This is a genomic window from Paenibacillus sp. sgz302148, from assembly GCF_056120465.1.
The window spans coordinates 90,504-104,794 of the sequence record NZ_JBVYOJ010000012.1 but is presented as its reverse complement, the minus strand read 5'-3'; the positions used below and the strand labels follow the sequence as shown (position 1 = coordinate 104,794).

9 protein-coding genes are annotated in these 14,291 nt (G+C 53.5%); 8 read left to right on the top strand and 1 reads right to left on the bottom strand.

From position 1 onward, the window contains the following. Positions 1-19: 19 nt before the first annotated feature. From AC0LWM_RS18820 to AC0LWM_RS18795, 6 genes are all read left to right on the top strand, one after another. Positions 20-217, top strand: a complete 198-nt coding sequence (locus tag AC0LWM_RS18820; protein WP_474676526.1) for a Flp1 family type IVb pilin — start codon at positions 20-22, stop codon at positions 215-217. Then, complete coding sequence (locus AC0LWM_RS18815; RefSeq protein WP_474676525.1) at positions 214-984, top strand: TadE/TadG family type IV pilus assembly protein; 771 nt, start codon at positions 214-216, stop codon at positions 982-984. Before AC0LWM_RS18820 ends, AC0LWM_RS18815 begins: the two co-directional genes overlap by 4 nt. Before the next feature lie 44 nt (positions 985-1,028). Next, entirely contained in the window at positions 1,029-3,308 is a 2,280-nt protein-coding gene (locus AC0LWM_RS18810) for a hypothetical protein (RefSeq protein ID WP_474676524.1), read from the top strand. Between the two features lie 21 nt (positions 3,309-3,329). Beyond that, positions 3,330-4,301 carry a TadE/TadG family type IV pilus assembly protein gene (locus AC0LWM_RS18805; protein WP_474676523.1) on the top strand — a complete coding sequence of 324 codons (972 nt, stop codon included), beginning with the start codon at positions 3,330-3,332 and terminating at the stop codon, positions 4,299-4,301. A gap of 78 nt (positions 4,302-4,379) precedes the next feature. Continuing rightward, entirely contained in the window at positions 4,380-4,892 is a 513-nt protein-coding gene (locus AC0LWM_RS18800) for an A24 family peptidase (RefSeq protein ID WP_474676522.1), read from the top strand. A gap of 298 nt (positions 4,893-5,190) precedes the next feature. Then, on the top strand, positions 5,191-6,999 hold the full coding sequence (locus AC0LWM_RS18795) for a DUF6382 domain-containing protein (protein ID WP_474676521.1): 1,809 nt from the start codon (positions 5,191-5,193) through the stop codon (positions 6,997-6,999). 221 nt (positions 7,000-7,220) lie between these two features. Here the strand turns inward: AC0LWM_RS18795 and AC0LWM_RS18790 are convergent, their stop codons facing one another. Then, positions 7,221-8,114 (bottom strand): TIGR01777 family oxidoreductase, encoded by an 894-nt coding sequence (locus AC0LWM_RS18790; protein WP_474676520.1) that lies wholly within the window; start codon positions 8,112-8,114, stop codon positions 7,221-7,223. A 752-nt stretch (positions 8,115-8,866) separates the two neighbouring features. Between AC0LWM_RS18790 and AC0LWM_RS18785 the strand changes: the two genes are divergently transcribed. Both AC0LWM_RS18785 and AC0LWM_RS18780 read left to right on the top strand, forming a co-directional pair. Then, entirely contained in the window at positions 8,867-12,817 is a 3,951-nt protein-coding gene (locus tag AC0LWM_RS18785; RefSeq protein WP_474676519.1) for a M60 family metallopeptidase, read from the top strand. 313 nt (positions 12,818-13,130) lie between these two features. Continuing rightward, positions 13,131-14,189 carry a LacI family DNA-binding transcriptional regulator gene (locus tag AC0LWM_RS18780; RefSeq protein WP_474676518.1) on the top strand — a complete coding sequence of 353 codons (1,059 nt, stop codon included), beginning with the start codon at positions 13,131-13,133 and terminating at the stop codon, positions 14,187-14,189. The last annotated feature ends 102 nt before the right edge of the window (positions 14,190-14,291 follow it).

Genomic DNA, 14,291 nt, shown 5'->3' with positions numbered 1-14,291 from the left:
GATACCGGGGGGAACGAACATGAAAGAGGCACAATCCGCATTGCGCAAATTTTGGGACGACGAGGACGGGCTCGGGACGCTGGAGATTATATTGATTATTGCGGTTATCGTCATTATCGCCATTATTTTTAAAGATTGGATCGTAGCATTCATTAAAGACATTTTCGGCAAAGTGGATAGTCAAAAGGATAAAATTCTCGAAACACCCGGTAAATGATGAAAGCCGGCCGGGTTCGAAATTCGGGGTCTAGCAAGCGTACAAATGGATGGAAGGCGCTCTGGAACAGCTTCAAAAGAGGAGAGCAGGGAAGCTTCACGCTGGAAGCGACCCTCGTTTTCCCGCTTGTGCTGCTTTCTACGATGCTCATCCTCATGTTTACGATTTGGGTGTACGAAAAGGCCGTATTGCAATACGTCGCTCAAACGACGGCACAGCGGGCGACGTTCGTTTGGCTGAACAGCGCCGCCGATCCGCGTACCGGACAAGTCGCTGCCACAACGCATGACGGTTTGTATTGGAGGCTTTCCGACGATCGCGTATTGGACGTATTGTTCGGTTTGGCGGGCAATTTGTCTCCGGTTACCGTGAAGTTGGGCGATGGTCCGACAGGCGGCTCAAATTCGGGTGAGGCTTCCGCAGACGGTGAGCTCGCACTGCCCGAGCTGAAAATGAACCGCGCTGCAGCTTGGATACCGGAGAGGCTGCATGGAAGCATCACGTACACGAACCTGCTCGTGAAACGCGAAGTCGTCGTTCAGCTGGAGAACCGAATCCGCTTGCCCTTTATCGCGAATCGAAGCATAACGGCAACGGCCAAATCGGTGGTCGCCGACCCGGTGGAGTTCACGAGATCCGTCGATTTGATTCGTTCTTACGCCAGCAAGCTGAAAACCTCGGGGAGCGGAAGCGGTTCGTCCGGCGAAGGAACGATTGATCGCGGGGAAGCGGGGCGCGTGCTGCTTTCGCAGAAGAACAAAAAATAGTCGGTTTGATGAGGCTGACCATTCTAAGGAAAAGGGGGGAGATGATGCGTTTCGTACGTTCGGAGGGCGGTTCGGTTTCCGTGTATCTTATTATTGTCACGGCCGCCGTGTTCGCTTTTATCGCCGTATTTATCGATTATGCGCGGATGGCGGCTGCAAGCAGGCAAACCGAGTCCATACTGCAAGCCGCCTCGCGCTCGGTGCTCTCCGCTTATGAGCGGGAGCTGCAGGCACGCTACGGATTATTCGGGGTCGGCCGGAGCAGCGGAGAGGCGATTTATGCCAATGTGCTGGAGAACAGCCTCGTTCATGACGCAGACGGAACGATACGGCTGCTGGATACGCGGTTCGATCGCCAGTCCTTGCAGCTCGAACGGGAGCTCGGACGGTATGACGTATTTAAACGCCAGATGCTGGAGGAGATGAAATATAAGGCGCCGATCGATTTTACGATTGAGCTTGTGCAGCGCTTGAAGCCGATGTCCAAAGTGATGAAGCAGGCCTCGACGGCTGCCAAAACGCTGGAAAGCATGCGGAAGCTGTACGAGCAGCGGGAGAAGTCGTTGTCCCGGGCTTTGACGCTCCAGAAGAAAGCACGGGATGCCGTGCTTGACGCGCGTTTCGATACGATGATCTCCGCTTCGGGAAGTCCTCAGCTTGACGATCGTCCGCTGGGAGGGATATCGGCGGCTGACGATGCGGCCGCGCAAAATAGCGCATATGTGCAGGCCTTGCAGCAATTGGAGCAAATGCAGAGTGCAAATCCGAATTCCGCCGCAAATCCGTCGGGTTCGGTCAATGACAAAGAGAATAAGGAAGAGGATCGCCGAAGCCAACTCCAAAAGTCCGTTGAAGCTTATCGCAGCGGCGTTCAGGCGAATGCAGCCGAAATGGGCGAAGCCGCGGGCAGCATTCTGGACAAGCATAACCGATGGATAAAGGAAGCGGAGGAGGAAATCGCCGAAGCCCAAGCAACGAATGAGCGAATGAAGCAGGTTGTCGCGGAATCGAAACGGCAAACGGCAAACAGCGGGTATGATCGAGTCGCCGGCAGTGAGACATCATCTTCGCCCGCCGAAGACGCGGAAACGAAAGCGGCCCTCGAAGCGATCGGCGATGCCAACGCCAGTGCAGAGAAGCTGCTGATGGCCGATTCTTATTTTAGCGAATATAAGCGGGAAATTGGGGAGCAAGCCGCGGCATTCGCACGGTACGCGCAGGCCGCGGCTCAATACGGATCCGCTGCAAATGCCGGATTATCGGGTACCGGCGGTAGCGGTGCGATGAAATCCGCGGTAACGGAAATGTACTCGCAATGGAAAACATATCGCTCGCAATATGGGAACGAAGGGGGCGTCATCGTAGTCCGAGAAGCCGGAGCGTCGGAACGTACGCGCGGAGATGCCGAACGCAAAGCCAAGGAAGCGCAAGCGAATGCGAAGCTAGGCGAAGCCAAAAGCTTGCTCGACCGGCTGAAGTCGCTCGCAGGCGGCGAGAATGCGGAAGCGTTCAACACCGTTACCCGATATTTCGAGGACAACGTGCGGTTTAACGAACAATCGGTTCAAGCCGATTCATCCGCAGGCAGTACGGATTGGAGCAATGCCCATGAATCCGAAGCCTCCTCGATGAGCATGATGGATATGCTTTTTTCCGGCATGGCCGAAATATTGGAGCAGCTTCGGGATGAGCTGTATATGAACGAATATGCCGCAGGGCACTTCACGTCCTTTGACCCTACAAAGCTGAAGTCGTTGCTGAAGGGAGGGTCGGATGCGTCGCTTCAAGAGGCGCTCCAGTTGAGCAATCAAGAACTCGAATACATTATTTACGGCTTGAACAGCGTTACGGGCAATATTGCGTCGGCCTACGGCGAAATATTTCTGATCCGGCTCGCCATCCGGACGATGGAAGGCTTCAGCGAAGCGAAATCTCTCGGTCATCCGCTGCTTATTTTGGCCGGGGCACTGCTGTACGGCATCGAAAAATCGCTAGAGGACATGAACGATTTGGTGCAGAATGGCGAGTTGACCTTATCCAAATACGTAAAGGTAAAGCTGACCTATAAAGATCATTTGCGGCTTTTTATGCTCATCCACGGCAATGGCGAGCGGATGATGTCCCGCATGCTGGCGCTGATTCGCCACAGTACGGGCAAAGATCCGGCGACATTGTATACGTATGCCGTCGGTACGGGGGAAGCTTCGGTCAGGGTTTGGTTTTTGCCTGGTATCGTGGGTTTGCTGAACGGATTGAATCCGGCGGCCGGGGGCGTCTCGGGCAATCGTTACCGCACGGAGCGCACGGCTGCGTTTGCGTATTAATGTTGATGTGAGGGTCGGGCCATGAAGCGTTGGAAAGTTATTGCACGGCGATCGGAGGGTAGTATTACGGTGGAAGCGGCACTCGTGCTGCCCGTGTTTTTGTTTTTTGTGCTTTTTTTGATGAACTTCATTTATTCGTCGATCGTTTCGATGGCACTCGGGACCGCAGTTTCGGAAACGGTCAAGATGGTGTCCGCGAATATGTACCCGGTAGCGTTGTCTTACGAAAAGTTCAGCCAAACCGAGATGCACGGGAAAATCGAAGGCGCGTACGGACGAATCGTAAAGGCGCGGGAAAAGTATCTCGATATCGAGCAGACGGTCGTCAACTATGCCGAGCTGCTCCCTTCGCCGATCGGCGATTTTGTGAAGCTGATGAAAGAGAAGCGGGAAGGATTCGAGGACGATTTGGCTGGGGAGTTAAGCGAGAGGATCGGTACGCCGATCTTTCGTCCTTTGATTGCGCAGTTCGTGGATGAACGGCTGATCGACCCCGACCGTATGACCGTGAGCAGAGTAACGTTGCCCAACCTGAAAAATAGGCAAAACGCTTATTTTGGCTTGGAGGTGAGCTATCGGCTGCCGCTCCGGATTCCTTTTCTCAATCGGGATTGGATTGTATCGGAGAAAGCGTATGAACGAACGTGGGTAGGGGACTCCATGCTGGAGGCGAGCAAGCCCGAAGCTTCCAGCGGAAGCATTCAGCTGTTGGCAATTACGCCGAATCCAGCAAGCCGCGGCCGCAATGCGCGGGTTGACGCGAAGGTGACGCCGGGTACGAAGGTGAAGCTGACGGTGGTTTATAAAAGCGGCGAAAGCAAAGCCAAGCATCTTGGCGAAGCGACCGCCGACGCAGACGGTAATGTGGCATGGGAGTGGCTTGTCTCCGGCAATACAACGCCGGGGACTTGGCAAATTGTCATCGAGGCGGAGAACGGCGAGAAGCTGACGGCTGATTTTAACGTCATAGCCAAGCAGGCCGGCAATCGATAAGAAAAAAGCGGACGTTCGCATACGGAAAGGAAAGGAAAGGAAAGGGAAGGAAAGGAAAGGGAAGGGAGGGCAGCGAGGATGGAGATTCAGTTTGTTCTATTGATGTTCGTGATGGCGGTTGCGTTTTATACGGATGTGACGAAAAAAAAGATTCCGAACGCGATTACCGTCCCCGCAGCCTTGATCGGAATCGGTTATCACGCCGCGGCCAGCGGCTGGACGGGGTTAGTTTTTGCCTGTATTGGTACGCTCGCCAGCTTCTTGCCGCTGCTGTTGTTGTATGCGTTTGGCGGCGTCGGCGCGGGGGATGTGAAGCTATTTGCCGCAGTGGGCGCTATTGCGGGTACGGAGTATGGCTTGTACTGCCTTATGTATTCCATCGTCTATGGAGGAGTCATCGGGCTGGTGATGTTGACGGTGCGCAAAGAACTGCATCGCCGGGTATGGAGAGTGCTGCGATCTTTCTATGGCGCGATAGTTTACCGGACGGCTTGGCGCGCTTGTGAAGCGGGCGGGACAACGGAACGGCTGCGCTTTCCGTTTATGTACGCCGTATTGCCCGGCGCATTGACAGCTTATTTGTATATGTGAGTTTGGTAAGCCGATGCTTACGTATAACGAAAATGCGTTATGCTAGCGCGAGACGTAGCTGATATTGCGAGGTACGTTTTGCTGTGCAAGAGAGGTATAAGCTCGTAGTACGTTTTGCTGTGCAAGCGAGGAATATGCTCGAAGTACGTTTGCTATGCAAAGCAGAGCTAATGCTTACGAAATACGTTTTGCTAACGCGAAACGTAGCTAATGCTTACGAAATACGTTTTGCTAACGCGAAACGTAGCTAATGCTTACGAAGCGCGCTTTGTTGCGCAAAGCGTTTAGGGGGTTAACAATGAAAGAAGGTTTTGGCGGTTTTGGAACCGATTTTACGCTGGACCGGGGCACTTGGATGGTGCTGGATCGGGAAGGAGGGGTGCCAAGCGGCGAAGTGGCGGGCATCGAAGCGAGAATGGTGCAGCTTCACCGGATCCCGAGGCTTGTGCCGATTGAGATTGCCGAACGCGATTTTATGGTAACTTTTCGCTACCGGATCAGTGGCAAACGGATGCTTTCGCAAGCGGCGAAAAGCTCCCGTCTGACGATCCACGACTACTACGCGCTTCTGCTTCAGGCGGCTGCTGTTTTAGACGACAGCAAAACTTACATGCTGAACGAACGAAATTATATTTTGCATGAGAATTACATTTTTATCGGGGTCAGCTATGGCGACGCTTATTTCACTTATGTGCCGGTACGCGAATGGAAAGAAAAGTCGTCACTGCAAGACGACTTTCGTTCGCTTGCGACCAACATGCTCGGTTATGTCGACGAGATGAGCGGCACAGGGGTGCAGGAGCTGCTGCACGAGCTGCGCAAGGACGACTTCTCGGCGCAGCGACTCAAGCTGCTGCTCGCCGGGCTCGCAGCCGGCGGCGCGGCGGGCGGCGCCACGCCTGGCGGCCTGCGTGCGCCTACCGGCGTCGCGCCTGGGCCTGGCGGCGCTGCCGCAGCGCAGGGCTCGCCTCGCGGGCGCGAAGCCGCCTCGCCGCACGAGCCGCAGGCGGCTACCGCGTCGCCGTCGCGCCCCGCCGGCTTGCTGCGCCAGGCCCGCGAGCCGCTGGCTGCCGCGTCACCGCAGCGCCCCGCCGCCGGTCTCGCGGCAGTGCCGCTCCCGGCTGCGGAGCCGGACCGCGCCGAAGCGGCCCCGTGGCTGCGGGCCGCTTCCGCCTGGCCGACCGCTTTGGCCGCGGCCCAGCAAGCTGCGGCGGCCGAGCCGCCGGAGCCGCCCGAACCGGCAGCGCAGCTTCCGCCACTGACGCAGCGGGCGCTCATCTACCTGCTCGGCGGCGCCGCGCTGACGCTCGCGTTCATATGGCGCCTCTACATGACAAAGCCAGGCACCAATATGCTGTATATATGCCTTGGCCTATCTATCTTGCTGGCCAACGGCATATTTGTCTACATCAAGCTATGGCGTCCGGGCGCTCCGTTGCCGCAATGGCTTCGACGGGGGCAGGTCAGTTCTCGATCTTTTGCAGCGCATGAGGAAAGGGAAGGCTGGATGGATGAAGATGTCGAAGGGAGATGGGATACTCCGCTCGTACCGGCTCGGGCATCCGCAGCAGCGGCAACGGAGCAGCGCTCCAATGTGGATTCTGAATCCGAAATCGTCGAGGCCGGCCAGCCGGAGCCTATTAAGCTCTCGAGTTCGGAGGAGATTCTCTTAGAACGCCAAAACGACTCGGCAGCCGATTATTATCGTGACCTGGGTCGCCATACGGTGCTAATGTCGTCGCCGAATACCGATGCGACGGTATTTTTGAATGCCGAAGGCTCGCCTGAGCTTCATCCTTTGGAAAAAGTGCCGTATCTCGAAGTCGGGAAAAACGGGATCGTGGAGCGCATTGATTTGCGCGAACTGCCGTTTACGATCGGACGAATTCCCGGTTCGACGCAATACGTCGCCGAAGGAGCGGGCGTCTCCCGAACGCATCTGGAGATCGTTCGCACGGATGAGGGCTTTGCAGCCAAAGATTTGGGCTCGAAAAACGGCAGCACGCTAAATGGAGATACGATGGCCGCGTACAAGCAATATCCGTTGAAACACGGCGATGTCCTCCAAGTCACGAAAACTGAATTTATTTTTCGCATTCCTACATAGGAATGACCATGATCAGATTATGTCCTAAATACGGTCTGACGCGGCACACTTCGTATCAACCCCAAAGAGAGCCGTGGTTGTCCACCACTATGCGACTTCACACCACGCTGGGTACACGCTTGGTATGAAATGGGGGATGACGTACTTGTGCCGCGAATGACCAGGCCGTTCGATATTACAACGGAATGCATGGCCGGTGCCCATTATCAAATTTGACGAAGTCAGCTTTCCAACTGATTCAATGCATCCTCTACCTCACCGTAACGGAATTCGAAGCCGTGCTGCAGCGCTTTGGTGGGCAGCACGCGTTGTCCTTTGAGCAGTAGCTCGGACATTTCTCCGAACATCAGCTTCATCACAAACGAAGGCACGGGAAACAAGTGCAGGCGCTTCAGCACGGCACCAAGCGCGCGTCCGAAGCCGTCGTTCGTCACCGGCTGCGGTGCCGTAACATTTACCGGCCCTGAAATTCGCTGATCATGGATGCAATAATCAACAAGCCGAACCATGTCCTCGATATGAATCCACGAAAACCATTGCTTGCCGCTGCCCACCCGCCCGCCCGCGCCCACTTGATAGGGGAAGCGGATCTTGGGGTAAGCTCCGCCGTTTTTGCTCAAAACAGGTCCGATCCGTAACTTCACAATCCGCGGAGCGTTGATTCGATCTGCTGCTTGCTCCCATTGCGCTACGACATCGGACAAGAAGTCGCCTTCCGCGCGAATAGGACTTTCTTCGTCAAACGTAGCCGTGTCCGAAGTGCCGTATATTCCGATGGCGGACGCCTGAATGACAACAAGCGGCTTGCTAGCCAGCCGATCGACAAGCGAAGCGACTTGTCCAGCCGTATGCAATCGCGATTGCAGAATACGGGCTTTAGCGGCTGTCGTCCACCGCTGGTTGATCGTTTCTCCTGCCAAGTTGACGATAACCTCCGGAGCCTGAAGCAGCTCAGGTTGTGCCAGTAGTTGCTTCCAGGTCAAATAGTTCGCGCCGGCCTTTCGCTGGTCCGGAATCGCGCGTGAGATCACCGTTACTTTGTCGCCTTGTGCCAACCAATGATCGACCAATGCGCTTCCGATCAGGCCGGTACCGCCGCAAATCGCAATATTCACCCTGACCACCCCACTTGCTTTTTATCATAAACGACTTTTTATGAAATTTTCACCTTTTTTTCCTTGCTTCTATTGTATACGAAAGTACGATTGGATTGAACCTGATTTTCAAAAGCCCTTGATTCCAATCTAACAAGCATGTGACAAACACAGAAGGGTACGAGAGGCTTCCAGATTTCCATGTTAAGTTATGGGCGATCCATTCCAGTAAGGCTATCCTTCTCCTGATATTTTTCCTTTACGAAAGAGGAATTATCAGCCATCCACGAATATATCCATCGTTTACCTGCGAAACGGCAGCTTTGCCACGGCGATCGGCTGTTTTTTCGACAAATTGTCCTATTGACAAAAAAGAGAAAGGGACACTACAATATTTTACAGTTAAACGTTTGGGTAATTTGTGACAATAGTTTGGCTTAATTTACCACCCTGCACACCTCAACTCATAACTTTCTCCATTCAATCAACCTTCAAAATTATGCGATTTCTCAGTATTCCATTCAGATTTTACTAAATTAATCGAAAAACCGGCACTCAAAATGACTAAATTGGGCCCAACAATTTAATCCATTGACTTTTTTGACCATCATGAGCATGATTTCCCCAAAACCTATGGTGAAACTAGGAGAGACCACCCATCTCGCCTGTTCACATACAGCTCCATGTTTGTATGCGTTGTCTTCGAAGGGAGGGAATGATTTCAAGCTCGCTGGAACGGCAATACAAAAAAAGTGACGGAGTGTGAATCGTTGATGAAAAAACGTCAAGTACTATCGGCAGTTTGCGTCATGACATTGACAGCGGCATTATGGCAGCCCGTGGCTTTTGCAGTGGACACAGTAGAAGGGGAGGGTTCGCAGAACATGGTTATTCAAAGCTCGTTGGTCGTTAGCAACATCGTTTCTGACCATGATTTTGACGTGCTGTACCGTGATTTGACCGGTATCCCGACGTCGGAAGGGTCATGGGTCGGCGGCGTCGCAGCGATTGGCGATTCCGCCTTTGCGGTGGCGGCTCACCCGGACACGACACCGTACATCGCAGCGTCCCGTTACGGAACGGGCCGAGTTCTGGTCGCAGGCGATGAAGGTTACTTCAAGCTGACGACGGATCAGGCCGACAAAAAAGGAACGCTCGCGCGCAACATCATGTACTGGATGACCGAAGGTCTAAACAAAACTTACGCGGATGCGCTTAATGGCGACGGAAACATTTCCGTCATCACGAAAACCGAAGATTTTGCCGTAGATGCAGGCATACCGGTTAATGTCGTGAAGGTTGCTTCTTGGGCGGATCAAGCTGCCGACGGAAGCCCGCTCCTCGATCCCGCGAAAAACCCGGTGGCCTACATCGATTATACCTTTGTCAGCGAAGAGGAGCGCCCTTTACTTGAGGCGTACGTTCGAAACGGCGGAAGGCTGATCGTGACGATCAAAGGCTGGGTACTGGAGCAATTCGCCTATGTCTCTTTGCCTGACGGTAGGGAAACGGCCTCCTTAAATACCGATTATCCGATCCAAAGGCTGCTGAATACGTTCGGCCTGAGTTTGATGAACAGCATTGTGTCGTCCACGGGTGGAACGACGCCGGTGATGACGGCCGAGCTCGCGAATCATTACCACACCGTCAAGGTCATGACGGAAGCGAAGGCTGTCGAAGCAGGTACCCGCTCGATCGACGATGTGCAAATCGGCTTCCCTGGCGCGGACGCCGCCAAGAAGCTGCAAGTGCTGAGCGCGACGTTAAGCGGTACGTTTGCGGCTCTTACGCCAGTAAGTCCGATCTATGAGACGGTGCAAAACGATTCCGCCGGCCTCCAGCAAGTCTCGCTCCCGATCAACCCAGCCGTGAAGCCGTACAGCGGGGCACTTCTGCCCGTCGTTATGGACCATATTTACCGGGACCCAAGCGGAACAAAATCGCCGTTCGCGGATGCGTTCCCCGGCAAAGTGCCGGACGATGCTCCGGTCGTCAACGGCAAAACGTTTGAGGTGGACTTCAATTATTCCACGTTCGATTATTTGCGCATGGGCTCACCTCCGCAAAACTGGATAAGCACCGGCTTATACGCCCCGGCAGGCAAAGAAATCACGATCGAGGTGCCGGCCGGAACGGAGAACCTCGAGGTACGAATCGGCGCCCATACGGACAATTTATCAAGTCTTCCTTTAAAAGATTGGGTTCGTGCACCTCTTATCACTCGAAACATGAAGCTGGAGCCGGGCATCAACAAAATCGCGAACCCGTACGGCGGCCTTGTATATCTCATTCCGACAAAACCGAATCCGGGAGTGAAAATTCAAGTCGCCATAAGCGGCGCGGTCAATGCTCCCTACTACGTCATGGGGCAAACGGACCTGGACGATTGGAAAAGCACCATTCGCAATTACAAGGCGCCTTGGGCCGAGCTTCAATCGCGAAGGGCGATCATTATCGTTCCTGCGGAATACGCGCGCAGCTTGGATAACCCAGATGAAGTGCTCCGGAAATGGGATGAAATGATCGACGGTTACGATCGTTTGACTGGGCTTTCCCCGGATCAAGCGGAGCCGCATCGCAGCCCGAATCTTCCGTTCCGCTATGTCGGAGACGCTAAGATCAGCGCTGGCTTCATGCATGCGGGTTATCCTATCATGTTCCACGTCGACGCATCGGCGATCGACGCGGTCACCGTATACGGGATAGAGGGCCTGCAGGGGTGGGGCTGGTGGCACGAAACCGGACATGAATACCAGCAGCTCGCATGGAGATGGGGGCCGGTCGTTGAAGCGACCGTCAACATCTACTCGCTGTACGCGCAGGATATGTTCGGCAGCAGCTCAAAATTGAACATGATCTCGAACGGCAAATCGACTTACGATCACGCATTCGACTACTTGAACAGCACTGATCCGAACAGAGATTTTAACAAGGACATTTACGAAGGAAACAAAACGAACGATGTCTGGAACCGGCTTGTCATGTTCAAGCAGCTTCAGCTCGCCTACGGCTGGGAGTTTTACACGAAGCTGCACAAGCTCTACCGTGAAATTCCGGAAGGCGAAACGCTGATGGACGCAAGCGATCAGGAAAAAGTCGATTTGTTCGTCGTCAAAGCAAGTGAAACCAGCGGCAACAATTTGCTCGAGTTTTTCGATAAATGGGCGCTCAAATATACGAATGAGGCCAAGCAAAAGGTGCTCGCGCTGCATTTGCCGAAGCCGTCGGTTCAAGTTTGGACTTTGCGTGAGGCGCCGAACAAGCTGACCGGCATTACGCTTGACAAGACCACGCTCGAGCTTAATCTTGATGCGAACAAATCGGCAGTGTTGACCGCCAAAGTAACGACTAGACCTGACGCAGGCGAGGTACGGAAGGACGTCGTTTGGTTCACGAGCGATCCGGATGTGGCGACCGTGGACCGGAACGGCGTCGTGTTCGCCGTCGGCGAAGGAGTAGCGATGATTACGGCTTCTACCTGGGATGCAGCGTATAAAACGACTGCCCAAGTTATTGTCGATGACACCGGGCTCAAGATTCCTCAATCCCAAATGAGCGCTACTGCTACGAGCGAGGAAACTTATTCCGCAAATAATTCGGCTGGGCGCGCAATCGACGGCAATCTGTCGACAATCTGGCATACGAAATGGAATTTGTCCGAACCGCTTCCGCAATCGATCACATTGGATCTTGGCGGATCCTATACCATCGACAAGGTTTCGTATTTGCCGAGGCAGGACGGCGGTACAAACGGAACTATCACGGGATATCATATTTATGCGAGCCCAGACGGAACGAATTTCACTCAAGTGGCAAGCGGTACGTGGGCTAAAGATTCGAAGGCAAAAAAGGTTTCTTTCAATCCGCTGAGTGCCAGGTACGTCAAACTCGAAGCGACAGAAGGCGGAGGAGGATGGGCTTCTGCAGCCGAAATCAACGTCTACAAAGCAGCAACCCCGGTGGATACTCTTCCGCCGGTGACCACCGACGACGCTAAGCACGATTGGCAGCGCACTGCCCAGGCGATCACGCTGACTGCCCACGACGAAGGGACTGGAGTGGCGAAAACGTTGTTCAGTGTAGATGACGGACCGTTTACAGAGGGTAATATGGTTGAAGTCAACGACGAGGGCATCCATACGATCAAGTATTACAGCATCGATGCCGCAGGCAATCAGGAAGCTGTCAAAACGGCAACCGTTAAAATCGATTGGACCGGGCCTGTCATCACACCAACCGTTCCGATGGAGATTTATCAGACGGATGCGGCATCGATCCTGTTCGAAATTAACGATGCGCTTAGCGGTCCGGCGAGCTTGACGATCGGACTGGACGGAAAAATCGTCGGTTCGTTCTTGAATATTGCTCCACTTTCGCTGGCGGTCGGAGAGCACAGCGTCCAGGTAACTGCCGTAGACGTAGCTGGCAATGAGAGCAAAAAACAGTTCTTGCTCATCGTCAAGATCGATGCGAATCATTTGTATGACGTATTGAATCTCGGTTACGAAAAAGGCTGGATCACCCTCCATGGAACGCTGCAAAGTCTGCTTTCCAAAGTCGATCAAATGCTCAAAAAGCCAAATGACAAAGAACACGTACAAAACGGGTTAAAAGCTTTGGAGAACGAGGTGAAAGCGCAGACCGACAAACATATCGACGCGTCGTTTGCGGCCTTGCTTCTGGAGAATTTCGCACAAGTTAAACGCCAATACGACAGCCAATAAAAAACCTATAAAAATCGATTCCAATGTGACCGAGGGGCTGAAGTCTCGACTTCAGCCTGCTATTATTTTTATCGAGAGATTTTATTGACAATGTAAGCGAATTCAATATACAATATCCATGTAAACGTTTGGGTGAAAATAATAGGACAAAAAACGAGGTTTTCGCCTTCGTTTTGGGTAAATGTTTTTGCGAATTCGTGAAGGCAGGTGTTTAGGTCAGCACATTTGGGTAATGATTTGTATGTACGATTCCGGTACAATGGAAAGGTACAGTTTAGAATCGTATATGATAGGCAAAAAGGAGCCATAGCAAGTGCCAACGTTAAAAGATATAGCAGAGGCTGTCGGCGTGTCGATATCCACCGTCTCCCGTGTCATCAACAACGACGTGAGCAAGCATGTCAGCGAGGAGACTAAAAGCAAAATATGGCGGGCCGTTCAGGAGCTCGGCTATGAGCCGAACGAATCGGCGCGCAAGCTGGTCATGAAGAAGAACACAGCGTCCAAGCATCCAACGATGCAAATTGGCTTTATCTCTTCCTGGACACTTTATTCCGTGGAGCAGGATCCGTTCTTCACGCCGATCTTTGCCGGCATGCGGCAAATGCTTGAAGACAACGGTTACACGTTCGCATATGTCCACACTTTTAAGGAGCTTCGCAACGAGGCGCTGCTCCACAAGCTGTTGCATGAGCAACGGGTCGACGGCGTGATCGTGTTCGGGAATTTGAACGAAGAGACCGACATTCTCGAAACGATCCAGAAGCATATTCCGGCGATGGTCGGCGTCATGTCCGACAGTCCCGGCATTCAGAACATCAATTTCGATCATGTTTCCGCCGCGAAAACAGCGGTGAATCATTTAATCCAGCAAGGGCACAAGCGGATCGGTTACATCGGAGGCGTCTACGACGGCGATCATGACAGCGATGACCGGTACGTCGGTTACAAACTGGCGATGCAAAAGGCCGGACTGGAGATACGAAACGATTGGGTCGCCGACACGCAATGGGTCATCGACCGGAGCTACAGCTGGATGATGGAGCTACTGGAGCGAAACGGGAAAGATCAGTTGCCTACAGCGATATTCGCGGCAAGCGACCGGATGGGGCTTCCCGCGATGAGAGCGACTATCGAGCGTGGGCTTAAGGTTCCGCAGGACATCGCGTTTATCGGAATCGATAACATCGAGCTGTCTCAATACACCTCGCCGCCGTTGTCAACGATTCATGTGCCGAAGTTCGAGCTGGGCATGACCGCGATCAAAACGTTGATCGATTACATGCAAAGCGATTTCCGGCCGCCGTTCCAGCTGTTCATGCCACATGAGCTTATCGTACGCCAGTCTTCGGACTACAAGAGGAATGACTAGGGCATCCCAGCCAGGAACTATGAAACCAAGATGCCCGTTTTCCCCATAGCCAAGGAAGATTATGTCTTTAACACGTTCGAACCAGCTTTATTGAAAGCGCTT